The organism is Pantoea sp. Ep11b (assembly GCF_040783975.1).
Taxonomy (GTDB): domain Bacteria; phylum Pseudomonadota; class Gammaproteobacteria; order Enterobacterales; family Enterobacteriaceae; genus Pantoea.
This window is the reverse complement of the sequence record NZ_CP160631.1, coordinates 1,526,123-1,549,783: the sequence shown is the minus strand read 5'-3', so window position 1 is coordinate 1,549,783 and position 23,661 is coordinate 1,526,123. Positions and strand designations below refer to the sequence as shown.

Sequence of the window (23,661 nt, the reverse complement as noted above, 5' to 3'; positions counted from 1 at the left end):
CCTCCTTTTGTGCATTATCCGCTTAGCGGCGGTTGCCGAAGATCCGCAGCAGCATCAGGAACAGGTTGATGAAGTCGAGATAGAGCGTCAGCGCGCCCATAATCGAGTAGCGACGCAGGTTTTCCGTGTCGCGGGCATCGATCTGCTCACCGATATTTTTCAGCTTCTGCGTGTCATAGGCGGTCAGGCCCACAAACACCACCACTCCGATATAGGTAATCGCCCACATCAGCGCCGGGCTTTTCAGCCAGAAGTTCACCAGCGACGCCAGCAGGATACCAATCAGCGCCATAAACAGCAGGCTGCCCAGACGGGTCAGGTCGCGTTTAGTGGTGTAGCCGTAGAAGGTCATCGCACCAAACATCCCCGCCGTGACGAAGAAGGTGCTGGCGATAGAGGAGTAGGTGTAAACCAGGAAGATGCTCGCCATCGTCAGGCCGGTCAGCGCCGAATAGAGCATAAACAGTCCGGTGGCCACTGCCCCGCTCAGACGATGCACCATGCCGGAAAGGACAAACACCAGCGCCAGCTGCGCGATAATCAGCCCGAAAAAGGTGATGCGGTTAGCGAACACCAGCTCCATCACCGCTGGCGTACGGGCCGCAAACCATGAGACAAATGCCGTCAGTAACAGGCCGCATGTCATCCAGCCATAGACCTGAGCCATATAGGCCTGCAGCCCGCGCGAGGCGGGTTGAACGATAGAATCATTTCGTGGATATCGGTCCATGATGCACCTCTTGTTAAAATGGGAACGCGCTTCCCGCAGGAAGCCGGTTTAATGCGGGGCCGCCAGGGTCAGCCTCCACGGTCTGTACGACCGGAAGCGGCTGAGCGCGGAACAGAACGGCGGCCATCTGCCGCGCCTGCCGGCACCATCTCTAAGTGTGGCACAGCTCAGCTCAACTGCGCCACAACCTGCCGCTTAGCGCCGCGACAGACACTGCTGATAACGACTGTCGACGCGCTGCGCAAACCACGCCGTGGTGAGGTTACGGGTGATTTTCGGGCTTTCGAGCTTAATGCCCGGCAGCATTTCGCGCGGTAACCGGCGGCCGGCCATCTTATCCGCCAGGGTAAAGACCTGTTTCCACAGCGTGCTGTCGCTGAAACTTTCCTTATCCCCTTTTTCCAGATCGCGTCGGATCGCGCTGTTGCTCATATCAATCTGCTTCGACAGCGTCCGCACCGCCAGCTCCGTGCTGCCCGCCGCGTCCGATCCATAGAGGATCAGATCGCCATCCAGCGCCAGCTTCATCCCGGTCGCGCGCGCCACCGCTGCCTGAAACGCCGCGTTGCGGCTTGCATACCAGCCCGCGTTGAAATCAGCGAAGCGATAGAGCGGCTGAGTATAGTCCGCCGGGTAGCCAAGCAGATGCATCGTGCCGAAGTAGATCCCGCCGTGGCGGGTAAAGACTTCCCGCCGGATGGTGCCATCGACGGGCCACGGATAGCCTCTGGCATGTGCTTCGGCAAAGGCAATGCTGACCTGCATCGGCCCGCCAGTGTGGATCGGGTTGAGATGACCAAACAGCGTCTGGCCCATCGGCACCATATCGATCAGGTCGTCAAAAATCGCGCTCAGCTCTTTTTCACTGCGCACGTTATCCAGCCGGGTGGCATAGCTCTCGCCGGTCGGCGATTTAATCTGCAGCGCGGTGCGCACCAGGAAGGCGGGGACGTGTACTTTTGCCGCCCGGCGGTCGATCTCACCCCAGGCGATCTTTGACAGGCCCGGCACGGCGGCTTCGGCGCTGAAGTTGCTCTCCTGATCCGCGACGGCGATCACCGCACAGAGATTGCTGACGCTGGGATCGATCTGCTGCGTGCGGAAGGTGGTGTAGATGTCGTCGCGCCACGCCGCTTTATTGCTGACGTGCGGTGGCAGCAGCCGCTGGATCTGCGCTTTGACATCGTCGGGCTGCCGGACCGGGGCCTCAGGCGTTTTTTTGCTGCTACAGCCTGCCAGCACCAGTGCGGCGACCAGCGTCAGACGTTGCAGTATCGGAGTGAATGACATACCTGTCCTCAGAATTGACGAAAGCCCTACTCTATCATCGCCCGCACTGCGCAGGCAGGAGAGAACTGAACTAAGGTTAGCTTTTTTAACGGTAAAGGAACTTACGATGTTTAAACTCTGGCCAGTTGCGGCGTTCAGCCTGATATTAACCGGCTGTGGCGCCAATAATACGCCCGCGCAGGTGCACTCACCGGGTGCGCCCACCTCCTCCTCGCTGAAGGTGCTGGAAAGCGGTGCCAGCGTGCTGCAGTCGCGCCCGCCGATTGACGCTATCAATACCTACCTCGACGGCTTCCATTTTTACAACGGCGATAAGAACGGTCAGATGGAGGCGCACCACTATGTTACCGTCCTGAACGACGACGTGATGCAGGCGGTGATCTATGACGGCAACACGCGCGACGCGCGGCTGATGGGGGTCGAATACATCATCAGCGAACGGCTGTTTAACACGCTGCCGCCCGACGAGAAGAAGCTGTGGCACAGCCACCAGTATGAGGTGAAATCGGGCACGCTGATTGCACCCGGCTTACCGCAGGCCGCCGACCACGCCCTGATGACGCGCATCGTGAACACTTACGGCAAAACCTGGCACACCTGGCACACCGATCGCGACAAAACGCTGCCAATCGGCATTCCGGCGCTGATGATGGGCTTTACCGCGGATGGGCAGATGGACTCGCGACTGCTGGCCGATCGCGATCGCCGGTTTGACGTTGATACTAAACAGATCCGGGCCGGACGGGCGGATATCGTCGCGCATCCGGCGGCAGCGGGCGCCAACGCCTGGCAGCAGGGTCAGGTGATTCAGCTTAAGCGCACAGAGGGCGGCGGTGAGCACAGCCACGGCCAGACCGGATTTGGCCCGGCGGAGCAGCTGAAACAGCCATAAACAGGCTGGCGGGATCGTCAGCGGGCCGCACGCGCGTCCCGCTGAGCCTGACAGCCTACTCCCAGCGCCGTGCGGCCTGGTGATCGCTGTCGCGGGCGTCCACCCAGCGGTCGCCCTGCTCTGTGGCTTCGCGCTTCCAGAACGGCGCGCGGGTCTTCAGGTAATCCATGATGAACTCTGCGGCAGAAAAGGCGCTGCCGCGATGGGCGCTGGTGACGCCCACCAGCACGATTTCATCGCCGGGAAACAGCTCGCCAACGCGATGGATCACCGTCACGCGCTGCAACGGCCAGCGTTCACGCGCCGCGTCGACGATCTCCTGCAGCGCTTTCTCGGTCATGCCGGGATAGTGCTCCAGGGTCAGCGCGGCGACGTTATCGCCCAGATTATGATTGCGGACTTTACCGGTGAAGGTTACGACCGCCCCATCCTCATCACAGGCCGCCAGCCAGCGATAGGCTTCTGCCATCTCGAAAGGCGCGGGGCCAACCCGAATCTGCGTCTCCATCTCAGCCTCCGGTCACGGGCGGGAAAAAGGCGACTTCATCCCCGTCATGCAGCGGATGGGTCATCGGCACCAGCGTCTGATTCACGGCAGCCAGCAGTTTGCCCGGCTCCAGTGCCAGCGCCCAGCGGTCGTCCCGATCGGCCAGTGCCGCGCGCAGCGTGGCCACATCCGGATAGTCCGCAGCCACCTCAAGCGACGCGGTGCCGGTCAGCTCACGCACCTGGGCAAAAAACAGTACGTTAATCATGCGTCACCGCCTGAAAATCGCCGCTTTTGCCGCCGCTTTTGCTGATTAAACGCAGCTGGTCGATAACGATGTCCTTCTGCACCGCTTTGCACATGTCGTAGATGGTCAGTGCGGCCACCGAGGCGGCCGTCAGGGCCTCCATCTCCACGCCGGTCTTGCCGGTCAAACGGCAGAGGGAGGTGATGCGCACCCGGTTGTGAACCGGTTCCGCTTCCAGATTGACCTCCACCTTGCTCAGCATCAGCGGATGGCAGAGCGGGATCAGCTCCCAGGTGCGCTTCGCGGCCTGGATACCGGCGATGCGCGCGGTGGCAAAGACATCCCCTTTGTGATGACTGCCTTCGATAATCATCTGCAGCGTGTCCGGCTGCATCAGCACCAGCACTTCGGCCCGCGCTTCGCGGACGGTTTCGGCTTTGGCGGAGACATCCACCATGTGCGCTTCGCCCGCCGCGTTAATGTGTGTGAGTTGAGACATGCTTACCGTTCTTACCGTTTCTTCAGATGGGAGACAAAGTTGCAGGGCGCAGTGCGCGCATCGAGCTGATCCGCGATAATCCGCTCCCAGGCTGTGCGGCAGGCGCTGGTGGAGCCCGGCACGGCCAGGATCAGCGTCCCGTTAGCCAGACCGGCAACGGCGCGTGACTGCAGCGTCGAACCGCCAATCTCCTCATAGGAGATCATCCGAAAGAGTTCGCCGAACCCGTCAATTTCGCGATCAAACAGCGGCTGCAGCGCTTCCGGCGTGCTGTTTTTCAGGTTAAAGCCGGTTCCGCCATTGATGATCACCACCTGCACATCTTCACTGGCGATCCAGCGCGACACCGTGGCGCGAATGCGATAGAGATTTTCCGGCACGATGGCGTGGTCGACCACCTCATGGCCCGCTTCTGCGGCGGCGGCGCGCAGATAGTCGCCGGAGGTGTCGTTACTGGCGTCACGTCGATCGGACACCGTCATCACCGCAATCTGTACGGTCTGAAATTCGCTGGCGGATTTACCCATACTTCCTCCTGAAATTAGCCACCAATATAAGAGAGATTCTGTGTGATGCCGGTGTTGCCCTGATGCAGGAAGTGCGTCTGCTTTTTCTGCCCCAGGCTGCTGGCGATCCGCGCCTGCAGTTCGGCCTGCTGATCGTCAGATGCCAGCAGATCGCGCAGCGGCACGCCGCCATCGCCAAACAGGCAAAGGTGGAGATTGCCCTGCGCCGACACGCGCAGGCGATTGCAGCTGGCACAGAAATCTTTGGCGTAAGGCATGATCAGGCCGATTTCGCCGACATAGTCGGGGTGATAAAAGACCTGCGCCGGGCCGTCACTGCGGCCGCTTTCGCGACGCTGCCAGCCCTGCGCGATCAGCTGATCGCGGATCACGGTGCCGGAAACGTGCTGATCGCGGAACAGCGTGCCGCCGTCGCCGGTCTCCATCAGCTCGATAAAGCGCAGCTGGATCGGCCGGGTGCGGATCCAGTCAAGGAAAGTGGCGAGATTACGGCTGTTGAGATCACGCATCAGCACGCTGTTGACTTTGACCTGGCGGAAGCCAGCGTCCAGCGCCGCATCAATACCGCTCATTACCTGATGGAACTTATCCTGACCGGTGATGGCGTGAAACTGACGGGCGTCCAGACTGTCAACGCTGACGTTGAGCGCGGTCAGCCCCGCCTCGCGCCACTGCTTCACATCACGCGCCAGCCGGTAACCGTTGGTAGTGACCGCAATCTGACGAATCGCGGCGTTTTCACGTACGGCCGCAATGATGTCGGTGAAGTCGCGACGCAGCGACGGCTCACCGCCGGTCAGCCGCACTTTTTCCGTGCCGGCGGCGGCAAAGGCGCGCGTGACACGACGGATTTCATCCAGTGAGAGAAAGCTTTTGTTACGAATTCCCTGCGGTTTATAGCCGTCAGGGAGACAGTAGGTACAGCGGAAATTACAGACATCCGTGACCGACAGGCGCAGGTAATAGAACTTACGCGCGTATGCATCAGTAAATTGTGACACCAGAACACCTTTCCAGATTGGGAGATGCAGTCATTTCTTCCTGCACCCTGGCAGCTCTAAGGCTACGGCCTGAATCCCCTATCCGCAGACGTAGGCATTCAGGCTTGAGTGTACGCTGACCCCTTGATCAGCGCGGTAATCATGATGGTAGCGTGATTTACGCCACTCTTCCATGTGCTGTTTTCGCTATATAATCTTATACATATCGAATTTTCACCGCATTTTCGCGACAGGATACGTTAAAATACCCGCCAGATTTTGACGCAAGTCATGCGCGCGGGCTTAGCGTTTAGAGCCTCGCCACGCGAACAGATTTTAAGGAGAAGTATGAATCGCACACTGGCCGATCTTGATCGCGTTGTGGCGCTGGGTGGCGGACACGGTTTAGGCCGCGTGATGTCTGCCCTTTCCCCGCTGGGCTCGCGTCTGACCGGTATCGTTACCACTACCGACAACGGCGGTTCAACCGGCCGTATCCGACGCTCCGAGGGCGGCATCGCCTGGGGCGACATGCGCAACTGTCTCAATCAGCTAATCGCCGAACCCAGCGTCGCGTCGGCGATGTTCGAGTATCGCTTTTCCGGGAATGGCGAGCTGGCCGGACACAACCTCGGCAACCTGATGCTGCGGGCGCTGGATCAGCTGAGCGTGCGTCCGCTGGAGGCGATTAACATCATCCGTAATCTGCTGAAGGTGGATGCTTTTTTAATCCCGATGTCGGAGCAGCCGGTAGACCTGGTGGCGATGGATGCCGAAGGCAATATGGTTTACGGCGAGACGGCGATTGACGAGATGAAGCAGCCGCCGCAGGAGCTGATGCTGCATCCCACTGTGCAGCCCACACGGGAGGCGCTGCAGGCCATCGGTGAAGCGGATCTGATCCTGATCGGGCCAGGGAGCTTTTATACCAGCCTGATGCCGATCCTGCTGATGGAGGAGATGGCGCAGGCGCTGCGTCGCACGCCCGCGACCATGGTGTTCATCGGCAATCTGGGCCGCGAACTCAGCCCGGCCGCCGCCAGCCTGACGGTCGCCGACAAGCTGCAGATGATGGAGCGTTATATCGGCAAGCGGGTGATTGATGCCGTGGTGGTCGGTCCCTCGGTGGCAACTCAGGGCATTGAAAACCGCCTGATTGTCCGTGAACCGCTGGAGGCCGCCGACATCCGCTATCGTCACGACCGCCAGCTGTTACGGGTGGCGCTGGAACACGCCATTCAGGGGTTTTGACAGCACTACGAGGCCGCAATAAACAGCGTGCGCAGCTCATGCAGCTGATCGCGCACGCTGGCCGCCTGCTCGAACTCCAGGTTCTGCGCATGCTGCTGCATCTGCCCTTCCAGTTCGTGGATCTTCTTCTGCAACGCCTGCGGCGTTAACGTCAGCAGATCGGCCTGGGCCTGTGCTTCGCCAGGACGGGCCGGCTTCGCTTTACCCCGGGTTTTCACTACGTTGTTGCCGAGTTCCAGAATATCGGTGATCTTCTTGTTCAGGCCCTGCGGAACGATACCATGCTTCTCATTGTGCAGCTGCTGTTTCTCACGGCGGCGTTCGGTTTCTTCAATCGCACGCGCCATCGACGGCGTAATTTTATCACCGTAGAGAATCGCCTTACCGTTGATGTTACGCGCCGCACGACCAATGGTCTGGATCAGCGAGCGCTCAGAGCGCAGGAAGCCCTCTTTGTCCGCGTCCAGAATCGCCACCAGCGACACTTCCGGCATATCCAGCCCCTCACGCAGTAAGTTGATGCCCACCAGCACATCAAACTCTCCCAGGCGAAGGTCGCGGATAATCTCCATACGCTCGACGGTGTCGATATCGGAGTGCAGATAGCGCACTTTCTCGCCGTGCTCGGTCAGATACTCGGTGAGATCTTCCGCCATGCGCTTGGTCAGCACCGTCACCAGAATACGCTCGTTGATCGCCACACGCTGGCGGATCTCCGACAGCAGATCGTCAACCTGCGTGCCTACCGGGCGCACTTCGATGATCGGATCCAACAGGCCGGTCGGACGCACTACCTGATCCACCACCTCGTTACCCGACTTCTCCAGCTCATATTTGCCGGGCGTCGCCGAAACATAGATGGTCTGCGGGGCCAGCGCCTCAAACTCTTCAAACTTCATCGGACGGTTATCCAGCGCCGACGGCAGGCGGAAACCATACTCCACCAGTGTCTCTTTACGCGCCCGGTCGCCTTTGTACATGCCGCCAATCTGCGGGATGGTGACGTGGGACTCATCCACCACCAGCAGGCCATCGGCAGGCAGGTAGTCAAACAGCGTCGGGGGCGCTTCGCCCGGCCCGCGCGCGGACAGGTAGCGCGAATAGTTTTCGATGCCTGAGCAGTAACCCAGCTCGCTCATCATCTCCAGGTCAAACTGGGTTCGCTGCGTAATCCGCTGCTCTTCCAGCAGTTTGTTATTCTCCAGCAGCACCCGGCGACGATCCGCCAGTTCCACTTTGATCTCCTCCATCGCCTGCAGGATACGTTCGCGCGGCGTCACGTAGTGCGTCTTGGGGTAGATCGTGAAGCGGGGAACCACCGAATCGACCTGGCCGGTCAGCGGATCAAACAGCGACAGCCGCTCCACCTCCTCGTCGAACAGCTCAACCCGCAGGGCGATATCGTCCGATTCCGCCGGGAAGATGTCGATCACTTCGCCCCGCACCCGGAAGGTGCCGCGCTGGAACGCCTGGTCGTTGCGGGTGTACTGCAACTCGGAGAGGCGACGCAGGATGCTGCGCTGGTCGATGATCATGCCGCGGGTCAGGTGCAGCATCATTTTCAGATAGAGATCGGGATCGCCCAGACCATAAATCGCTGAAACCGAGGCTACTACGATGACATCGCGCCGCTCCAGCAGCGCCTTGGTCGCCGAGAGACGCATCTGTTCGATGTGCTCGTTCACCGACGCATCTTTTTCGATGAAGGTGTCGGAGCTGGGCACGTAGGCTTCCGGCTGATAGTAGTCGTAGTAGGAAACGAAAAACTCCACGGCATTTTCCGGGAAAAACTCTTTCATCTCGCCATAGAGCTGGGCCGCCAGTGTCTTGTTAGGCGCCAGCACCATCGTCGGCCGGTTAAGATCGGCAATCACGTTGGCGACGGTGAAGGTCTTACCGGAGCCGGTCACCCCCAACAGGGTCTGATGGGCCAGTCCATCCTCCAGCCCCTCTTCCAGGCGACGGATCGCCTCGGGCTGATCGCCCGAAGGTTTAAAGGCGGAATTCAATTTAAAGGCTTTACTCATGAATGCAGTTCCTGCTGGAGAAGTCGGCGGGCAGGCACTTATTTTACTCTGCTATGGTGATTTTGCCAGAAAAAAATACTGGATATAAAAACAGTAATAATGCAGTGTAGAGGCGAGAGGCACAATTTCTGCCGCTTCGATACCCAACCTGAACCGGCGTAAAGGGTGTTGCGCAATGTTATCCCCAGGCGAGGATCAGATTTAACATTTGTCAATAGAGCGTCACAAAATTACAGTTCGGTTAACTGACAGAAAATTCGCAGGCTTGTTTTTTGATAAGCAACTGATTTTATTAGATTAAGCTTATAAGGCCAGATTCTCGTCATTATGTTACCAGGCCCCGTATTTCCTCGCTTCCAACTGGTTTTCATGACCTAATGCACAAGGTTATCCACAGGAATGGTGGATAAGTGATGGCAGCCCCGCCGCCATCAGCTGTGTATAATTTTTCCCTCTCCTCCCGTCACCCCGAAAATAATTTTTTTTGCGTTAAATTTCGCACCAGGCAGCGACGGATAATTCTGCAATTTTACGCTGTCGCGCGGCCCGTCACGCAAAATTTCGCCGATCCACTAAGATTCTTAATCAGATGTCCTGCTTCTTTACCGCCCGTCTGCACCAGAAACAGTGCTTCGCAGCACTGCAAAAGTGCAGGCGCGTGATTGCCGTGGGGAATTGATAAGTTTTTCTCATATTTTCTCCCGCAGGCAGGCCAGCGCAGCCACAAAACAGGGCCATTTTCAGACCTGGCCTGGTAATTGCAGCACTCCATCGCGTCACCGGATGTTGTGCGCACTGAGTGGCAATGGCGAGACCACCGTTGCTGATGACTGGGTTGCCAGACGACAGAGAGCGGAAGCAATCAGGCTAATGATCGGGAAGGAGAGTGTCAGATGCTGAGTTTACGTTCGGTCAATCAATTTTACGGTCAGAACCATATTCTGTGGGATGTGGACCTGGATCTGTCGCCTGGCACCTGCACCGGCATTCTTGGCCGGCCCGGCATGGGTAAAACCACGCTGGTGAACTGCATCATGGGCAGACTGCCGATTAACAGCGGCTCCATCTCCTGGAAAGAGGATGGTTCGCCGCCGGAAGATCTGCTGCTGCAACCGGCTGAACAGCGGGCGCAGATGGGCATTGGTTATGTTCCGCAGGGGCGTCATATTTTTACCCAGATGAGCGTGGAAGATAACCTGCTGATTGCGCTGCTGGCCGGTGCCAGCCAGCAGGATCGCCACCGCGCCATACCCGAAATGATCTTCGATCTCTTTCCGGCGCTCTACTCACTGCGTCAGCAGCGCAGCGGCGATCTGCCCATCGATCAGCAGCAGCAGCTGGCCCTGGCGCGCGCGGTGGTGCTGCAACCCAAGCTGCTGATTCTGGATGAGCCGACCGACGGCATGTCGCCGTGGCTGGAAGAGGAGATGGGTAACCTGATCCGTCGGCTTAACCTCGATTACGGGCTGACCATCCTGCTACTGGAACAGCGTCTGTCGCTGATCCGGCGGGTAGCCGACTATTTTCTGCTGCTGCACCGTGGCCGCAATGTGGCGCAGGGCAGCATGGCGCAGCTTGACGATTACACTGTCGATAAGTGGCTGACCGTGGCCTGACAGGCCGGCGCAGGAGCGCACAGCACAGCCTGGCGGACAGGGTGTGCTGCGCACGCCGGAGAACGATGAAAGGCTGACCCGGCGCTTACTCCGGCAGTGTCAGATAGTGACCGCAGTCGGCCTGCTGCGCCGCCTCGGTAAACCAGGGAAGTGTGCCCAGGCAGGGTGCAGGCAGACGGTTTTTCAGGCTGGTGAGATACTCCTCATAGCGCCTGCCCGGTGGCTCGACGGTGTTGGCGATCCAGCCCACCAGCGGCAGGCCGCACGCCTGTATCGCCTCTGCGGTCAGCAGGGCGTGGTTGATGCAGCCCAGCTTAATCCCCACCACCAGGATGACCGGCAGCCGTTCGCTGACCACCCAGTCGGCATAGGTGTGCGTTTCGGACAGCGGGGTGTACCAGCCGCCCGCGCCCTCCACCAGAATCCAGTCCGCCAGCGGCTCCAGCGCCGCCAGCCCCGCCGAGAGAGCCAGATGGGTGATCGGCCTGCCCTCTTCGGCGCTGACGATGTGCGGCGAGGTCGGCTCCATAAACGCCAGAGGATTGACCTGCTGATAGGTCAGCGGCACGTTGCTGTAGCGCTGCAGCGCCAGCGCATCGCTGTTGCGGATCCCTTCCGGCGTCAGCTCACAGCCCGAGGCCACCGGCTTATAGCCCGCACAGCGGTAGCCTGCGGCGGCGGCGGCCTGCAGCAACGCGCCGCTGGCGACCGTTTTGCCGACTTCGGTGTCAGTCCCGGTGATAAACAGGCGTTTCATGATGCACTTACTCCATAGATTAAATGGTAACTCAGGCGATAGCCGTGCCGATCGCGCGGCCAGTGCGCCTCCAGCTGGCTGAGCCGTTGCCGGGTCAGGATCTGTCCGTCGCGCCCCTGATGCAGATGGGTTGCCCCGATCCCCTTCAGGGAGCGCATCGCGCTGAGCGCGTCGGGAAAGTGCAGCGTCACCCGCTCCGAGGAACAGCCGAGTTGCTGAGCATGACAGGCCGCGGCAATCTGCGACTCGCTGAGAAAGCGGTTGGCGTGCGGCATGGCATCCAGATGTGACCAGGCCTCATGCACCTCCTGCAGCGAACCATCGCCCAGGGTGGAGAACAGCAGCGTGCCGCCGGGCCGGAGTACCCGCCGGAACTGGCGCAGTGCGCCGGGCAGATCGTCACTCCACTGCACCGCCAGATTGCTCCACACCAGGTCCGTCGAGTTATCCGCCAGCGGCAGCGCGTCGATGTCCCCGGCCAGATAGTGCTGCGCGGCATCGTTATCCCGTGCCTGTTGCAGCATCTGTACAGAGAGATCCAGCGCCGTCACCTGTTTGCCGCGTTCACGCCACAGCCGGCTATACCAGCCGGTGCCGCAGCCGGCATCCAGCAGCTGCAGGCCGCTCTGCGCGGGCGCACGCGCCAGCAGCGCATCTCCGCTGAGACGCTGAAGCGCGGCGTGAGCATCGTATCCTCCCGCCGCCCGGCCAAAGGCGCGCGCCACCGCCTGTTTATCAACCCGCAGCGTCATGCAGTGCCTCCAGTAAACGATCGATATCGTCCGGGCGATGCGCCGCCGTCAGGGTGATGCGAAGCCGCGCGGTGCCCGGCGGCACGGTAGGCGGCCGGATCGCATTGACCCAGCAGCCCGCCTCCGCCAGCCGCTGTGAGAGCGCCAGCGCCTCGCTGTTTTCCCCTACCAGCAGTGGCTGAATCGCACTGGCTGACGCCATCAGTTGCCACGGCAGCGACGCCGCCCCGCGCCGGAAATGTGCAATGTTCTGCTGTAACTGCTGGCGCAGCGCCTCGCCCTGCTGAATTTCGCGCAGCGCCGCCTGCAACGCGACCGCCTGGGCTGCGGGCATCGCCGTTGAGTAGATGAGATGGCGGCTGAACTGTAAAAAGTAGTCGGCGGTGTCACCATCGCAGAGCAGCGCGGCCCCGCTGACGCCAAACGCTTTGCCAAAGGTGATCACCAGCAGTTCCGGTTTAACGCCCTGCTGCCAGCAGCTGCCGCGCCCCTGCTCGCCCACCACGCCGATGCCATGCGCATCATCCACCAGCAGCCAGCCTCTGGCCTGCTGCGTCTGTTGCGCCAGGGCGGCCAGCGGCGCGCTGTCGCCATCCATGCTGAAGATGCCTTCCGTCACCACCAGCGTTTCCCCGGCGCAGGGGGCGGCGAGTCGGGCCGCCAGGCTCTCCGGCGCGTTATGAGTGAAACGTCGCAGCTGAGCCGGGCTGTGGCTGGCGGCGTCGAGCAGCGAGGCGTGGCTGAGCCTGTCCGCCAGAATACGGTCGTCCTTCTCCCCCAGCAGATGGATTACCGCCTGATTTGCCGCAAAACCGGAGATGAACAGCAGCGCCCGGTCATAGCCGAGCCATGCCGCCAGCTCCGCCTCCAGATCGGCGTGCTGGCGGTGATAACCGGTGACATGCCCCGAGGCGCCCGCGCCCGCGCCCGCCAGCGCCGCGCCCTGCTGCCAGGCGGCGATCACCGCCGGATGCCGGGTTAAACCGAGGTAGTCATTGCTGGAGAAGTGGAGATAGTCGCGGCCACCGCTCCGCAGCGTGCGGGTAGACTGCTGATCAATGATCCGACGCTGCCGCCAGCCGTCGGCCGCACGGCGCTGCTCCAGCGCCTGCCGGAGTCGTTGCTGCCAGCTCATTACAGCGCCGCGTTGTAGAACTGTTCAGTGTCGGCATGGAAAAGCTGCTCGCTGAGTGCCTGCGCCTGCTGCTGATCGCCATGATGGGTGTGCGTATGTTCCGGGTTAAGTCCCAGCTTGCGGAACAGCACGCGGTCTTTATCCTCTTCCGGGTTCGGCGTGGTCAGCAGTTTGCAGCCGTAGAAAATCGAGTTGGCCCCGGCCATAAAGCACATCGCCTGGGTCTGCTCGCTCATCTGCTCACGGCCCGCCGACAGACGGACGTGCGAGGTCGGCATCATGATGCGCGCCACCGCAATAGTGCGGATAAAATCGAACGGCTCCACATCCTCGTTATCGGCCAGCGGCGTGCCTTTGACCTTGACCAGCATGTTGATCGGCACGCTCTCCGGCGGCGTCGGCAGATTGGCTAACTGCACCAGCAGCCCGGCGCGGTCGTTTACGGTTTCGCCCAGGCCGACAATGCCGCCTGAACAGACCTTAATCCCGGCGTCGCGCACTTTGCCCAGCGTATCCAGACGCTCCTGATAGCTGCGGGTGGTGATGATGGAGCCATAGAACTCCGGCGAGGTGTCGAGATTATGGTTGTAAAAATCCAGGCCCGCGCCCGCCAGGCGCTGCGCCTGCTGCTCGCTGAGCGTGCCCAGCGTCATACAGGTTTCCATCCCCATCGCTTTAACGCCTTCCACCATCTTTTCCAGATAGGGCATGTCGCGCTCGTGAGGATTTTTCCACGCCGCCCCCATGCAGAAACGGGTCGACCCGGCGGCTTTCGCCTGACGCGCAGAGGCCAGGACCTCCTCCACCTCCATCAGACGTTCCGACTCCAGGCCGGTCTTGTAGCGCGCGCTCTGCGGGCAATATTTGCAGTCTTCCGGACAGGCGCCGGTTTTGATCGACAACAGGGTACTGACCTGCACCTGGCGCGGATCGAAGTGCTCACGATGCACCTGCTGCGCTTTAAACATCAGTTCAAGAAAAGGTGCATCAAACAGGGCTTGCGCCTGTGCAATTGTCCAGCGTTGAGCCATTACTTACTCCAGAAAAGGGTGTCATCCCGACGAAAAGCAGGGTTATACTTGTAAACTATATTTTTTTATTTTGGTTTACAACTCCGATGACTACCGCCGTTTTTTCCGCAGACGATGCCCGTTTTGACCGCCAGCATATCTGGCATCCTTACACCTCAATGCAGGATCCGCTGCCCTGCTATCCGGTGGTCGCTGCACACGGTTTTCAGCTGCAGCTGGCCGATGGGCGCGAACTGGTGGACGGTATGTCCTCGTGGTGGGCGGCGATCCACGGCTACAACCATCCGCGTCTGAACCGGGCGCTGACGGAGCAGGCTTCACAGATGTCGCACGTCATGTTTGGCGGCATTACCCACCCGGCGGCGGTGGCGCTCTGTCGTCAGCTGGTGGCGATGACGGCCGATCCGCTGGAGTGCGTCTTTCTGGCTGATTCCGGCTCGGTGGCGGTGGAAGTCTCGATGAAGATGGCGCTGCAGTACTGGCTGGGACGGGGCGAAACCCGCCAGCAGTTTCTGACGCTGAAACGCGGCTATCACGGCGATACCTTTGCCGCGATGTCAGTGTGCGATCCTGAGAACTCGATGCACAGTCTGTGGCGCGGCTATCTGCCCGAACATCACTTTGCGGCGGCACCGGCCTGCGGCTTTGATGAGGCGTGGAACCCGGCCGATTTCGACGATTTCGCCCGGCTTATCGACACACATCACCGGCAGCTGGCGGCGGTGATCCTGGAGCCGATCGTGCAGGGCGCAGGCGGCATGCGTCTCTATCATCCGCGCTACCTGCAGCAGGTGCGTGAGGCGTGTGACCGCTATGGCGTGCTGCTGATTGCCGATGAGATCGCCACCGGTTTTGGCCGCACCGGCAAACTGTTTGCCTGTGAACATGCGGGCATCACGCCGGATATCCTCTGTGTTGGCAAAGCGCTGACCGGCGGCATGATGACGCTCTCCGCTACCCTGACCACCCGCGAGGTGGCCGACACCATCAGCCGCAGCGCAGCCGGGTGCTTTATGCATGGCCCGACCTTTATGGGCAATCCGCTGGCCTGCGCGGTGGCGGCAGAGAGCCTGACGATGCTGGCCGAGGGGCACTGGCAGCAGCAGGTGGCGGGTATCGAACAGCAGCTGCGGGCCGAACTGCTGCCGCTGCGCAGCTCACCGCAGGTGGCGGATGTGCGCGTGCTGGGCGCGATTGGCGTGGTAGAGACGCATCAGCCGGTCAATATGGCGGCGCTGCAGCAGTTCTTTGTGGAGCAGGGTGTCTGGATCCGGCCGTTTGGCCGGCTCATCTACCTGATGCCGCCCTATATCATTACGCCGCAGGCGCTGAGTCAGCTGGTGCAGGCGATTGGCGGCGCGCTGGCGCATCCGCAACATTTTAGCGGCTGAGGCGGGTGGCCCCCTGGCATGGGTGGCGCTTTTGGTTATGATGAAAGACTATTCATCGACAATCGAGGAGATGTGATGCGCATTGTGAGTCAGGATTTTAATGACGGCGAGAAGATGCCTGAAAAGCATGTTTTCAACGGCATGGGGTATCAGGGCGAGAATATCTCTCCCCATCTGGCCTGGGAAGAGGCCCCCGAAGGCACCCGAAGTTTTGTCGTGACCTGCTACGATCCTGACGCGCCGACCGGCTCCGGCTGGTGGCACTGGGTGGTAGCAAACATTCCGGCCAGCACCACGTCACTGCCGCAGGGTGCCGGTTCCGGCAAAGCCTCACTGCCCGCAGGCGCGATCCAGACCCGTACCGATTTCGGTCAGGCGGGCTACGGTGGCGCCGCGCCGCCACAGGGCGAAACCCATCGCTACATCTTCACCGTGCATGCGCTGGATGTGGAGACAATTGAGGTAGATGAGGGTGCCAGCGGCGCGATGGTCGGCTTTAACGTGCATTTCCACGCGCTGGCAAGTGCCTCGCTGACCGTGAACTATCAGTAGTGCAGTACGCCTCTCCCGCCCGGGAGAGGCGTCTTTCGTGACGGGTTACGCCTGCAGTGCGTGGATCACCACCCACATCGGCCCCTGCCCTACCGCATAACGGCCCAGCGGCTGCAACAGCCCTTTGGGTTCGCTAATCGCATAGACTTCGATGTGATGAGATTTCTGCCCGGCGGCCACCAGAAAACGTCCGCTGTGATCGATATTAAAGCCGCGCGGCTGGGTTTCGGTCGGCTGGAACCCTTCCAGGGTCAGCTCATCGCCCGCTTCGCTGACGCTGAAGATCGCCAGCGTGCTGCTGGTGCGATCGCAGGCATAGAGGAAGCGGCCATCGGGCGTCAGATGAATATCGGCGGCCCAGCGCGTGCCGCTAAAGTCCGGCGGCATCATATCCAGCGTCTGCACGCTTTCGGCTTCGCCTTCACCATTATTCAATGCCCAGACCTCAACCGTGCTGTCGAGTTCGTTAACGCAGTAGGCGTAGTGGCCGCCCGGATGGAACTGCATATGGCGCGGACCGGCACCTTCCACCGTCGTCACCTGCGCCTGCGGGCGCGGCGTCAGCTGACCCGCCTCATTCAGCGCAAACAGGCAGATGCGATCCTGCTTCAGTGCCGGAACATAGAGCGTCGTGTTGTCGTTATCGATATTGGCGGAGTGACAGCCGTCAAGGCCGTTAATAACCTGCAGCGGTGCCTGCGGAATGCCCTCTTCATCGATCGGGCTGACGCTGACGCAGGCATCATTGTAAGAGCCGCAGAACAGAAACCGGCCCTGATGATCGGTGGAGATGTGAGTCGGGCTGCCGGGCAGCGGCGCCTGGCCCGCCTCGGTCAGCGTGCCATCGGCGGCGATACGAAACGCCAGCACGCGGAAATTGGGACGCACACCGACATAGAGAAAATCGCGTTTTGGACTCACCACCATCGGCTGAACCTGGCCGGCGACATCCGTCACCTGAAGCAACGTCAGCCCGCCCTCATCATTCATCTGCCAGACGTGAATCTGCTGGCTCTCGGGACTGGCGGTGTAGACAACCTGTTTCATGCATTCTCCTTTTTTGCTGCCTGTTCATGATCTGTGACTCACTGTAGCGCGTTTTACGGCCCGACGCTGAAATCATTTGTGTCCGGTTTTTTGTCTCCGGGTGGTGGGCAGGTGTAGACTTGACCTCCTGTAAACCCGGAAAAATGGAAGGATTAATGCGCTACCGTGTCATTGCCCTCGACCTCGACGGCACGCTGCTGACCCCAGCTAAAACGATTCTGCCGCAGTCAATTGAAGCCCTGAACCAGGCACGCCAGGCAGGCGTGCATGTCGCTATCGTTACCGGACGCCATCACTGCGCCATTCACCCTTTTTACCAGGCATTACAACTGGATACACCCGCAATCTGCTGTAATGGCACCTACCTGTATGATTACCAGGCGAAAAAGGTGCTGGCCGCCGATCCGCTGGAACCGGCGCGGGCTTTACAGGTGATTGAGATGCTGGATCGTCAGCAGATTCACGGGCTGCTCTATGTGGATGACGCGATGCTCTATCAGACCCCGACCGGTCATGTGACGCGCACCCTGAAATGGGCCGAATCTCTGCCGCCCCACCAGCGCCCGCTGTTCCGTCAGGTGCCCGACCTGGCGCAGGCTGCGCGTGACGCCGGTGCGATCTGGAAGTTTGCCCTGTCGCACGAAAACATCCCCGAACTGCAGCAGTTCGCCCGCACGGTTGAAGCGGAGCTGGGCCTGGCGTGTGAGTGGTCCTGGCACGATCAGGTGGATATCGCGAAGGGGGGTAACAGCAAAGGCAGACGGCTGGCGCAGTGGGTCGAATCACTGGGCCTTACCATGGATGATGTGATTGCGTTCGGCGATAACTATAACGATCTCAGCATGCTGGAAACGGCCGGGCTCGGCGTAGCGATGGGCAATGCCGATGAGGCGATCCGGGCGCGGGCGAAAGTGGTGATCGGCACCAACCTGGAACCCGGTATTGCCGATACCCTCTATCGGTACGTGCTGTAATCAGGGCGTCACCGAGACGCTCTTTATCTGGGCATACAGCCACTGATCGGGCCGGATGCCCAGCTCATCACGCGCCCAGGGCGTGATGCGCGCCCAGAGTTCGCTGATGCCGATGCGCAGCTTCACCTCAACCTGATCTCCGACCTCCAGCAGCTCCACCACCTGCGCCGGTAAGATGTTGCGGATCGAGCTGTGCTGCGGCGGTTGCAGCGCCAGCGAAACGTCGGCTGACGCGATGCGGATACGCAGCGGCGTTTTGACCGGCTGATTCACCCGGCTGACCCAGATGTGCTGATCGCCCAGCGACAGTGCTGTCATCGGATAGTCGGGATGCTGTTCCAGCACCTGCACCCGCAGCACGCTGGTCAGCTCGCTCACCGGCAGCCACGGCCGCATCGCGCTGCTGCTCCAGACCCGCTCCAGCGGACCAAAAGCTTTGACTTTGCCCGCATCCAGCACCAGCACATTATCGGCCAGCTGCAGGATCTCCTCCAGGCTGTGCGAAACGTAGAGCATGGGGATATCGACCTGCTTCGCCAGCTTCTGCAGATAGGGCATCAGTTCCCGTTTACGCGGCAGATCCAGCGACGCCAGCGGCTCATCCAGCAGCAGCATATCCGGTGCGGTCAGCAGTGCACGGCCTATCGCCACCCGCTGTTTTTCCCCGCCCGACAGCGACCGGGGAAAGCGAGCCAGCAGCGCCTCCAGGCCCAGCAGCGACACCAGATTATCGAACTGCGCTTTCATCCCCGATGCCATGCCATATTGCAGGTTGCCCCGCACCCGATAGTGCGGAAACAGCCGCGCATCCTGGAACACATAGCCGATGCGCCGCTTCTCCGGCGGCAGCGAGATCTGCTGCTCCGCGTCGAACAGCAGACGATCTTTCAGCTGGATGCGTCCGTGCTGCGGCTGCGTCAGGCCGCTGATGGCGTTGATCAGCGAGGTTTTCCCGGCGCCGGAGACACCAAAGATGGCGGTGATCCCCCTGGCCGGGATCTGCAGGTCTATCTCCAGCTGGTGGTCGCCCTGCTGCTGAGTAAAGTTAAGTGATAGCATCAGTTCCCCATCCGCTTGCGGCTCTGCCGTGCCAGCCATTCCGACGCCAGCAGCGAGGCGAGCGCCAGCACGATAGCGATAACGCAGAGCCGCGCCGCCGCCCCTTCCGCGCCGGGCGTTTCGATCAGGGTATACATCGCCAGCGGCAGCGTGCGCGTCTCGCCGGGAATATTCGAGACAAAGGTGATGGTGGCGCCGAACTCGCCCAGCGATCGGGCAAAAGCCAGCACCGTGCCGACGATCACGCCCGGCAGAGTCAGCGGCAGCGTGATGGTCAGGAAGACCCGCCAGCGGCCGGCGCCCAGCGTGCGTGCCGCCTGCTCCAGCCGGCTATCCACCGCCTCCAGCGCCAGACGGATGGCGCGCACCATCAACGGAAACGCAATCACGGCCGACGCCAGTGCGGCTCCGCGCCAGCTGAACGCGAAGCTGAACCCGAACCAGTCGTAGAACTTTTCTCCGATGATGCCGCGGCGGCCCAGGGTAATCAGCAGCAGATAGCCCACCACCACCGGCGGCAGCACCAGCGGCAGGTGGATCAGGCTGTCGAGCAGCGCCTTGCCGGGAAAACGGCAGCGCACCAGAATCCACGCCATCAGGATGCCAAACGGCAGACTGCCAAGCACGGCTATGCCAGAGACTTTAAGGCTAAGCACTACCGCCTGCCATTCGGGATCGCTGAGTATCATTTCGTCGGTGTAAATCCGTAATGTTTGAAGATCGCCGCGGCCTGCGGCCCTTTCAGGTAATCATAAAACGCTTTTACGCTGGCCGTGTCGCGATCGTTCACAATCGCCAGCGGATATTCCACGGGCTTGTGGCTGGAGGCCGGAAAACGCCCCACCACCGCCACCTTATCACTGGCGATCGCGTCGGAGCCGTAGACGATGCCGTAAGGGGTTTCGTTACGCTCAACCAGCGCCAGCGCCGCCCGCACATTGTTTGCAGGCGCTAACAGGGGTGCCACCACCGGCCAGGCCCCCAGCGTCTGCAGCGCCTCTTTCGCATAGATCCCCGCCGGAACGTGGTCCGGATCGCCGACCGCCAGACGTTCGCCGTGCAGCAGGGTTTTCCAGTCGGTCTGTGCGTCCAGCGTGACCGCGCGGGCGGCGGCACGGCGAGGGGCAACCAGCACCAGATCGTTGCCCAGCAGGGTAAAGCGACTGCGGGTAATCACGCTTTTTTTCGCCACCGCATCGTCCATCCACTGCTGATCGGCAGAGATAAAGAGATCGGCAGGCGCACCCTGCTCAATCTGGCGCGCCAGCGTTGACGAGGAGGCGAAAGAGGTGACGACTTTCACCCCTTTTTCCTGCTGATAACGGCTGGCAATGTCCCGAACGGCGTTGGTCAGGGAAGCCGCCGCAAACAGGGTAATGTTATCGGCTGCCACAGCCTGCCCGGCCAGCGAAACGGTCACCAGCGCCGCAAGGCCCCAGCGATGAAAAGATAATGACATGATGCTCTCCGGCTATTCGTTGTGTAGCGGATGATACAACGCCGGTTCGGGCAGCGTCATGAAATTATCGGCAGAAGAGAGAGAAGATTGAGCAGAAGCGAGGGGAAGAAACGACCACGCCCGCACAGACGGCGGGCGTGGCAGAGATTAATTATGCGAACGGGCGGAAGATTTTTCGCGGTGCCCCACTTTCGAGAAGATGTTGAACACTTCACCCAGGCCATAAATCATACCCAGCATCAGTGCCATCACCACAGGGACCATCAGGATCGCCACGGCGAGGCTTTTCAGTAATTCCAGCATGGAGAGTCTCACTCTGCGAACAAAGAAGTGATTGTAACGGGTCAGTAAAATTTTGCGCAGCCCTTTTCGTGCTTTTACTTTGGTCACAAAACGCCGCTATCATCGGCCTCTGCCTTTACCCTTTGCCGGAGCTGTCATGGAAGCCGAACTGTCCCTTCACATCCGTTTACATCAGAAACTTTTTGCCGATCCGCGACGTATTGCGCTGCTCAAACAGATTCAGCAGACCGGATCGATTAGTCAGGGCGCGAAGCTGGCCGGCATCAGCTACAAAAGTGCCTGGGATGCGATCAATGAGATGAACCAGATGGCGGATGAAACCCTGGTCGAGCGGGCCACCGGCGGTAAAGGCGGCGGCGGTGCCACCCTGACCCGCTATGGAGAGCGTCTGATTCAGCTTTTCCAGCTGATGGAGCAGATTCAGCAGAAAGCCTTTGATGCCCTGCAGCAGGACACGCTGCCGCTCGACAGTCTGCTGGCCGCCATCGCCCGTTTCTCGCTGCAGACCAGCGCCCGCAATCAGCTCTTTGGCACCGTGATCAGCAACGATGCCCGCCAGGTGGTGCAGCATCTGATTATTCAGCTGGCCGATGGCGTCACCCGGCTCAGCGTGGCGCTGACCCAGCGCAGCGCCGATCGCCTGCAACTGGCCGCCGGTAAAGAGGTGCTGGTGCTGATCAAGGCGCCGTGGATCCGCGTCAGTCGCGACACGACTGAGCAGGACAATCATCTGGCGGCCACCCTGACGGCCATTGAGCCCGGTGAGCTGAGAAGTGAACTGCTGATGCAGCTCGCCAGCGGCGAAACCCTGTGCGCGACCCTGAGCAACGATCGGCTTCATCAGCTTGCGCTACAGCCTGGCGATGCCGTGTTCGCCAGTTTCAATGCGGAGGAGGCCATCGTCGCCAGCCTGCTCTAGCGCCTGATTTGACTTCACCACGGGCAATGGTTACAACTCACTCATACGATGCAAAAAATGGAACAGATCATGGCTTCATTGCACATTTCGCAAGGCACGTTTCGTCTGAGTGATACCCGGGTTCTGCGTCTGGATACGCTGAACCTGCAGCGCGGCGAGAGCTGGGCGTTTGTTGGTGCCAACGGCAGCGGCAAATCCTCACTGGCGCGCGCGCTCTCCGGTGAACTTCCGCCGCTGAGCGGTTCGGTCCGCAGCACGTTCAGCCGGCCGGTCCGGCTGTCGCTGGAGCAGTTGCAGACGCTGGTGGCGCAGGAGTGGCAGCGCAATAACACCGATATGCTCAGCGAAGGAGAAGAGGATACCGGGCTGACGGTGGCAGAGGTGATCCAGGCGGAGGTCAGCGACCCTGGCCGGTGCGAACAGCTCGCGCGCCAGTTTGGCATCGTGCCGCTGTTATCGCGTCGCTTTAAGTACCTCTCAACCGGCGAAACCCGCAAGACCCTGCTCTGTCAGGCGCTGATGAAGCAGCCCGATCTGCTGATCCTCGATGAGCCGTTCGACGGTCTGGATGTGGCGTCGCGCACCAGCCTGGCCGACACGCTGCGCAGCCTGCAACAGCCGGACTTTACCCTGGTGCTGGTGCTCAATCGCTTTGATGACATTCCCGATTTCATTCAGCAGGTGGGCGTGCTGGCAGAGTGTACGCTGACCCACAGCGGGCCGCGCCGGGCCATTCTCACCGAGGCGCTGGTGGCACAACTGGCGCACAGTGAACAGCTGATGGGGATGGCGTTGCCGGAGGCGGACGCGCCGGACCAGCTTCCCCGTCTGGCAGATGACGCGCCGCGCGTGATCCTGCGCGACGGCACCGTCTCCTATCACGATACACCGGTCATTAAGGGGCTGAACTGGCAGGTCAGCGCAGGTGAACACTGGCAGATTGTCGGCCCGAACGGTGCCGGGAAATCGACCCTGTTAAGCCTGATCACCGGCGATCATTCGCAGGGCTACAGCAACGATCTCACGCTGTTTGGCCGCCGTCGCGGCAGTGGCGAAACCATCTGGGAGATCAAGCAGCATATTGGCTATGTCAGCAGCAGCCTGCATCTTGATTATCGCGTCAGCACCAACGTGCGGACCGTGATTCTGTCAGGCTTTTTTGACTCGATCGGCCTCTATCAGGCCGCCTCTGACCGGCAGAAGGCACTGGCGCGGCAGTGGCTGACGCTGCTGGGAATGGATGACCGGCTGGGCGATGCGCCCTTCCATTCTCTGTCATGGGGCCAGCAGCGGCTGGTGCTGATTGCGCGCGCCCTGGTGAAACATCCGACGCTGCTGATTCTGGATGAGCCGCTACAGGGGCTGGACCCGATTAACCGCCAGCTGGTGCGACGTTTTGTCGATGTGCTGATCGGTGAGGGACATACCCAACTGCTGTTTGTTTCCCATCATGCCGAAGATGCGCCCGGCTGCATTACCCATCGCCTGAGCTTTGTCCCGCACGAAACGGGCTATCACTACCGGCAGGAGACGCTGCGCTAGCGCCCTGCCGCGCAGACGCCGCAGCGGCGGCGTTCTGTCGCCTCCGAATGTAAGCGTTACCATACCGGCTCTCTTTTACTCTGCTTTTACCTCACGCAATGCCATAAAATAAGATTAGTCAGCTTGTGTAAACGATACCATTTATCCAGACTTGATCACGCTTTCAGTCGCGCTGATATGTTATTTTTTACAGA

The 23,661-nt window shown here is 60.6% G+C and carries 25 protein-coding genes and 1 riboswitch; of the genes, 8 read left to right on the top strand and 17 right to left on the bottom strand.

Features of this window, described 5'->3' with window-relative positions; genetic code table 11:
* Nucleotides 1-22 precede the first annotated feature (22 nt).
* Both AB1748_RS07315 and AB1748_RS07310 read right to left on the bottom strand, forming a co-directional pair.
* A complete protein-coding gene (locus AB1748_RS07315) occupies nucleotides 23-730 on the bottom strand; it encodes a Bax inhibitor-1/YccA family protein (protein WP_111139831.1) in 708 nt (235 codons plus the stop codon).
* A 195-nt stretch (nucleotides 731-925) separates the two neighbouring features.
* Nucleotides 926-2,020: a DUF1615 domain-containing protein gene (locus tag AB1748_RS07310; protein ID WP_111139830.1), complete on the bottom strand. Its 1,095-nt coding sequence runs from the start codon at nucleotides 2,018-2,020 to the stop codon at nucleotides 926-928.
* A 106-nt stretch (nucleotides 2,021-2,126) separates the two neighbouring features.
* Here AB1748_RS07310 and AB1748_RS07305 point away from each other — a divergent pair, with 106 nt between their 5' ends.
* Nucleotides 2,127-2,912: an OBAP family protein gene (locus tag AB1748_RS07305; protein ID WP_111139829.1), complete on the top strand. Its 786-nt coding sequence runs from the start codon at nucleotides 2,127-2,129 to the stop codon at nucleotides 2,910-2,912.
* Nucleotides 2,913-2,967: 55 nt separating this feature from the next.
* Here AB1748_RS07305 and moaE read toward each other — a convergent pair whose 3' ends face one another.
* From moaE to moaA, 5 genes are all read right to left on the bottom strand, one after another.
* Nucleotides 2,968-3,420, bottom strand: coding sequence for a molybdopterin synthase catalytic subunit MoaE (moaE, locus tag AB1748_RS07300; protein WP_111139828.1), 453 nt, complete (start codon nucleotides 3,418-3,420; stop codon nucleotides 2,968-2,970).
* A gap of 1 nt (nucleotide 3,421) precedes the next feature.
* Nucleotides 3,422-3,667 (bottom strand): molybdopterin synthase sulfur carrier subunit, encoded by a 246-nt coding sequence (gene moaD / locus AB1748_RS07295; RefSeq protein ID WP_111139827.1) that lies wholly within the window; start codon nucleotides 3,665-3,667, stop codon nucleotides 3,422-3,424.
* Nucleotides 3,660-4,145, bottom strand: coding sequence for a cyclic pyranopterin monophosphate synthase MoaC (gene moaC, locus AB1748_RS07290; RefSeq protein ID WP_111139826.1), 486 nt, complete (start codon nucleotides 4,143-4,145; stop codon nucleotides 3,660-3,662). The genes moaD and moaC overlap by 8 nt, the downstream gene beginning before the upstream one ends.
* A gap of 11 nt (nucleotides 4,146-4,156) precedes the next feature.
* On the bottom strand, nucleotides 4,157-4,672 hold the full coding sequence (gene moaB / locus AB1748_RS07285; protein ID WP_111139825.1) for a molybdenum cofactor biosynthesis protein B: 516 nt from the start codon (nucleotides 4,670-4,672) through the stop codon (nucleotides 4,157-4,159).
* A gap of 14 nt (nucleotides 4,673-4,686) precedes the next feature.
* Nucleotides 4,687-5,673: a GTP 3',8-cyclase MoaA gene (gene moaA, locus AB1748_RS07280; protein WP_111139824.1), complete on the bottom strand. Its 987-nt coding sequence runs from the start codon at nucleotides 5,671-5,673 to the stop codon at nucleotides 4,687-4,689.
* Nucleotides 5,663-5,796, bottom strand: a riboswitch (molybdenum cofactor riboswitch). Its footprint overlaps the gene before it by 11 nt.
* Before the next feature lie 204 nt (nucleotides 5,797-6,000).
* Between moaA and yvcK the strand changes: the two genes are divergently transcribed.
* Entirely contained in the window at nucleotides 6,001-6,903 is a 903-nt protein-coding gene (gene yvcK, locus AB1748_RS07275) for a uridine diphosphate-N-acetylglucosamine-binding protein YvcK (protein ID WP_111139823.1), read from the top strand.
* A 5-nt stretch (nucleotides 6,904-6,908) separates the two neighbouring features.
* Here the strand turns inward: yvcK and uvrB are convergent, their stop codons facing one another.
* Nucleotides 6,909-8,930, bottom strand: a complete 2,022-nt coding sequence (gene uvrB, locus AB1748_RS07270) for an excinuclease ABC subunit UvrB (protein ID WP_111139822.1) — start codon at nucleotides 8,928-8,930, stop codon at nucleotides 6,909-6,911.
* A gap of 893 nt (nucleotides 8,931-9,823) precedes the next feature.
* Here uvrB and AB1748_RS07265 point away from each other — a divergent pair.
* A complete protein-coding gene (locus AB1748_RS07265; RefSeq protein ID WP_367396182.1) occupies nucleotides 9,824-10,546 on the top strand; it encodes an ABC transporter ATP-binding protein in 723 nt (240 codons plus the stop codon).
* Between the two features lie 85 nt (nucleotides 10,547-10,631).
* On the opposite strand, the gene bioD is transcribed toward AB1748_RS07265, so the two are convergent.
* The 4 genes from bioD to bioB are packed head-to-tail and all read right to left on the bottom strand — an operon-like array spanning nucleotide 10,632 to nucleotide 14,221.
* Nucleotides 10,632-11,303: a dethiobiotin synthase gene (gene bioD / locus AB1748_RS07260; protein ID WP_111139820.1), complete on the bottom strand. Its 672-nt coding sequence runs from the start codon at nucleotides 11,301-11,303 to the stop codon at nucleotides 10,632-10,634.
* A complete protein-coding gene (gene bioC / locus AB1748_RS07255) occupies nucleotides 11,300-12,055 on the bottom strand; it encodes a malonyl-ACP O-methyltransferase BioC (RefSeq protein ID WP_367396181.1) in 756 nt (251 codons plus the stop codon). The genes bioD and bioC overlap by 4 nt, the downstream gene beginning before the upstream one ends.
* Nucleotides 12,039-13,190: an 8-amino-7-oxononanoate synthase gene (gene bioF, locus AB1748_RS07250; protein ID WP_367396180.1), complete on the bottom strand. Its 1,152-nt coding sequence runs from the start codon at nucleotides 13,188-13,190 to the stop codon at nucleotides 12,039-12,041. The genes bioC and bioF overlap by 17 nt, the downstream gene beginning before the upstream one ends.
* Nucleotides 13,190-14,221 carry a biotin synthase BioB gene (bioB, locus tag AB1748_RS07245; RefSeq protein WP_111139817.1) on the bottom strand — a complete coding sequence of 344 codons (1,032 nt, stop codon included), beginning with the start codon at nucleotides 14,219-14,221 and terminating at the stop codon, nucleotides 13,190-13,192. The genes bioF and bioB overlap by 1 nt, the downstream gene beginning before the upstream one ends.
* Nucleotides 14,222-14,307: 86 nt before the next feature.
* Between bioB and bioA the strand changes: the two genes are divergently transcribed.
* Together bioA and AB1748_RS07235 are read left to right on the top strand one after the other, a co-directional pair.
* Entirely contained in the window at nucleotides 14,308-15,612 is a 1,305-nt protein-coding gene (gene bioA / locus AB1748_RS07240) for an adenosylmethionine--8-amino-7-oxononanoate transaminase (protein WP_111139816.1), read from the top strand.
* 75 nt (nucleotides 15,613-15,687) lie between these two features.
* Nucleotides 15,688-16,164: a kinase inhibitor gene (locus AB1748_RS07235; RefSeq protein ID WP_111139815.1), complete on the top strand. Its 477-nt coding sequence runs from the start codon at nucleotides 15,688-15,690 to the stop codon at nucleotides 16,162-16,164.
* A gap of 45 nt (nucleotides 16,165-16,209) precedes the next feature.
* Here the strand turns inward: AB1748_RS07235 and pgl are convergent, their stop codons facing one another.
* The gene (gene pgl / locus AB1748_RS07230) at nucleotides 16,210-17,211 is read right to left on the bottom strand and encodes a 6-phosphogluconolactonase (protein ID WP_111139814.1); all 1,002 of its coding nucleotides are present in this window, start codon (nucleotides 17,209-17,211) and stop codon (nucleotides 16,210-16,212) included.
* Between the two features lie 155 nt (nucleotides 17,212-17,366).
* On the opposite strand from pgl, the gene AB1748_RS07225 reads away from it, so the two are divergent.
* Nucleotides 17,367-18,185: a pyridoxal phosphatase gene (locus AB1748_RS07225; RefSeq protein WP_367396179.1), complete on the top strand. Its 819-nt coding sequence runs from the start codon at nucleotides 17,367-17,369 to the stop codon at nucleotides 18,183-18,185.
* On the opposite strand, the gene modC is transcribed toward AB1748_RS07225, so the two are convergent.
* The 4 genes from modC to AB1748_RS07205 form a co-directional block, all read right to left on the bottom strand.
* Complete coding sequence (modC, locus tag AB1748_RS07220) at nucleotides 18,186-19,244, bottom strand: molybdenum ABC transporter ATP-binding protein ModC (RefSeq protein ID WP_293773752.1); 1,059 nt, start codon at nucleotides 19,242-19,244, stop codon at nucleotides 18,186-18,188.
* Nucleotides 19,244-19,933, bottom strand: a complete 690-nt coding sequence (gene modB, locus AB1748_RS07215) for a molybdate ABC transporter permease subunit (protein ID WP_367396178.1) — start codon at nucleotides 19,931-19,933, stop codon at nucleotides 19,244-19,246. The genes modC and modB overlap by 1 nt, the downstream gene beginning before the upstream one ends.
* Nucleotides 19,930-20,703, bottom strand: a complete 774-nt coding sequence (gene modA / locus AB1748_RS07210; protein WP_293773748.1) for a molybdate ABC transporter substrate-binding protein — start codon at nucleotides 20,701-20,703, stop codon at nucleotides 19,930-19,932. Before modA ends, modB begins: the two co-directional genes overlap by 4 nt.
* A 147-nt stretch (nucleotides 20,704-20,850) precedes the next feature.
* A complete protein-coding gene (locus AB1748_RS07205; protein WP_098051177.1) occupies nucleotides 20,851-21,006 on the bottom strand; it encodes an AcrZ family multidrug efflux pump-associated protein in 156 nt (51 codons plus the stop codon).
* A gap of 136 nt (nucleotides 21,007-21,142) precedes the next feature.
* Here AB1748_RS07205 and modE point away from each other — a divergent pair, with 136 nt between their 5' ends.
* Together modE and modF are read left to right on the top strand one after the other, a co-directional pair.
* Complete coding sequence (modE, locus tag AB1748_RS07200) at nucleotides 21,143-21,925, top strand: molybdenum-dependent transcriptional regulator (RefSeq protein WP_293773746.1); 783 nt, start codon at nucleotides 21,143-21,145, stop codon at nucleotides 21,923-21,925.
* Nucleotides 21,926-21,994: 69 nt separating this feature from the next.
* The gene (gene modF / locus AB1748_RS07195) at nucleotides 21,995-23,467 is read left to right on the top strand and encodes a molybdate ABC transporter ATP-binding protein ModF (RefSeq protein ID WP_367396177.1); all 1,473 of its coding nucleotides are present in this window, start codon (nucleotides 21,995-21,997) and stop codon (nucleotides 23,465-23,467) included.
* The last annotated feature ends 194 nt before the right edge of the window (nucleotides 23,468-23,661 follow it).

Excerpts from the sequence above, each read along its gene's own strand:
- AB1748_RS07315 (WP_111139831.1), bottom strand. The coding sequence starts at position 730 with ATGGACCGATATCCACGAAATGATTCTATCGTTCAACCCGCCTCGCGC.
- AB1748_RS07310 (WP_111139830.1), bottom strand. The coding sequence starts at position 2,020 with ATGTCATTCACTCCGATACTGCAACGTCTGACGCTGGTCGCCGCACTG.
- AB1748_RS07305 (WP_111139829.1), top strand. The coding sequence starts at position 2,127 with ATGTTTAAACTCTGGCCAGTTGCGGCGTTCAGCCTGATATTAACCGGC.
- moaE (WP_111139828.1), bottom strand. The coding sequence starts at position 3,420 with ATGGAGACGCAGATTCGGGTTGGCCCCGCGCCTTTCGAGATGGCAGAA.
- moaD (WP_111139827.1), bottom strand. The coding sequence starts at position 3,667 with ATGATTAACGTACTGTTTTTTGCCCAGGTGCGTGAGCTGACCGGCACC.
- moaC (WP_111139826.1), bottom strand. The coding sequence starts at position 4,145 with ATGTCTCAACTCACACACATTAACGCGGCGGGCGAAGCGCACATGGTG.
- moaB (WP_111139825.1), bottom strand. The coding sequence starts at position 4,672 with ATGGGTAAATCCGCCAGCGAATTTCAGACCGTACAGATTGCGGTGATG.
- yvcK (WP_111139823.1), top strand. The coding sequence starts at position 6,001 with ATGAATCGCACACTGGCCGATCTTGATCGCGTTGTGGCGCTGGGTGGC.
- uvrB (WP_111139822.1), bottom strand. The coding sequence starts at position 8,930 with ATGAGTAAAGCCTTTAAATTGAATTCCGCCTTTAAACCTTCGGGCGAT.
- AB1748_RS07265 (WP_367396182.1), top strand. The coding sequence starts at position 9,824 with ATGCTGAGTTTACGTTCGGTCAATCAATTTTACGGTCAGAACCATATT.
- bioD (WP_111139820.1), bottom strand. The coding sequence starts at position 11,303 with ATGAAACGCCTGTTTATCACCGGGACTGACACCGAAGTCGGCAAAACG.
- bioC (WP_367396181.1), bottom strand. The coding sequence starts at position 12,055 with ATGACGCTGCGGGTTGATAAACAGGCGGTGGCGCGCGCCTTTGGCCGG.
- bioF (WP_367396180.1), bottom strand. The coding sequence starts at position 13,190 with ATGAGCTGGCAGCAACGACTCCGGCAGGCGCTGGAGCAGCGCCGTGCG.
- bioB (WP_111139817.1), bottom strand. The coding sequence starts at position 14,221 with ATGGCTCAACGCTGGACAATTGCACAGGCGCAAGCCCTGTTTGATGCA.
- bioA (WP_111139816.1), top strand. The coding sequence starts at position 14,308 with ATGACTACCGCCGTTTTTTCCGCAGACGATGCCCGTTTTGACCGCCAG.
- AB1748_RS07235 (WP_111139815.1), top strand. The coding sequence starts at position 15,688 with ATGCGCATTGTGAGTCAGGATTTTAATGACGGCGAGAAGATGCCTGAA.
- pgl (WP_111139814.1), bottom strand. The coding sequence starts at position 17,211 with ATGAAACAGGTTGTCTACACCGCCAGTCCCGAGAGCCAGCAGATTCAC.
- AB1748_RS07225 (WP_367396179.1), top strand. The coding sequence starts at position 17,367 with ATGCGCTACCGTGTCATTGCCCTCGACCTCGACGGCACGCTGCTGACC.
- modC (WP_293773752.1), bottom strand. The coding sequence starts at position 19,244 with ATGCTATCACTTAACTTTACTCAGCAGCAGGGCGACCACCAGCTGGAG.
- modB (WP_367396178.1), bottom strand. The coding sequence starts at position 19,933 with ATGATACTCAGCGATCCCGAATGGCAGGCGGTAGTGCTTAGCCTTAAA.
- modA (WP_293773748.1), bottom strand. The coding sequence starts at position 20,703 with ATGTCATTATCTTTTCATCGCTGGGGCCTTGCGGCGCTGGTGACCGTT.
- AB1748_RS07205 (WP_098051177.1), bottom strand. The coding sequence starts at position 21,006 with ATGCTGGAATTACTGAAAAGCCTCGCCGTGGCGATCCTGATGGTCCCT.
- modE (WP_293773746.1), top strand. The coding sequence starts at position 21,143 with ATGGAAGCCGAACTGTCCCTTCACATCCGTTTACATCAGAAACTTTTT.
- modF (WP_367396177.1), top strand. The coding sequence starts at position 21,995 with ATGGCTTCATTGCACATTTCGCAAGGCACGTTTCGTCTGAGTGATACC.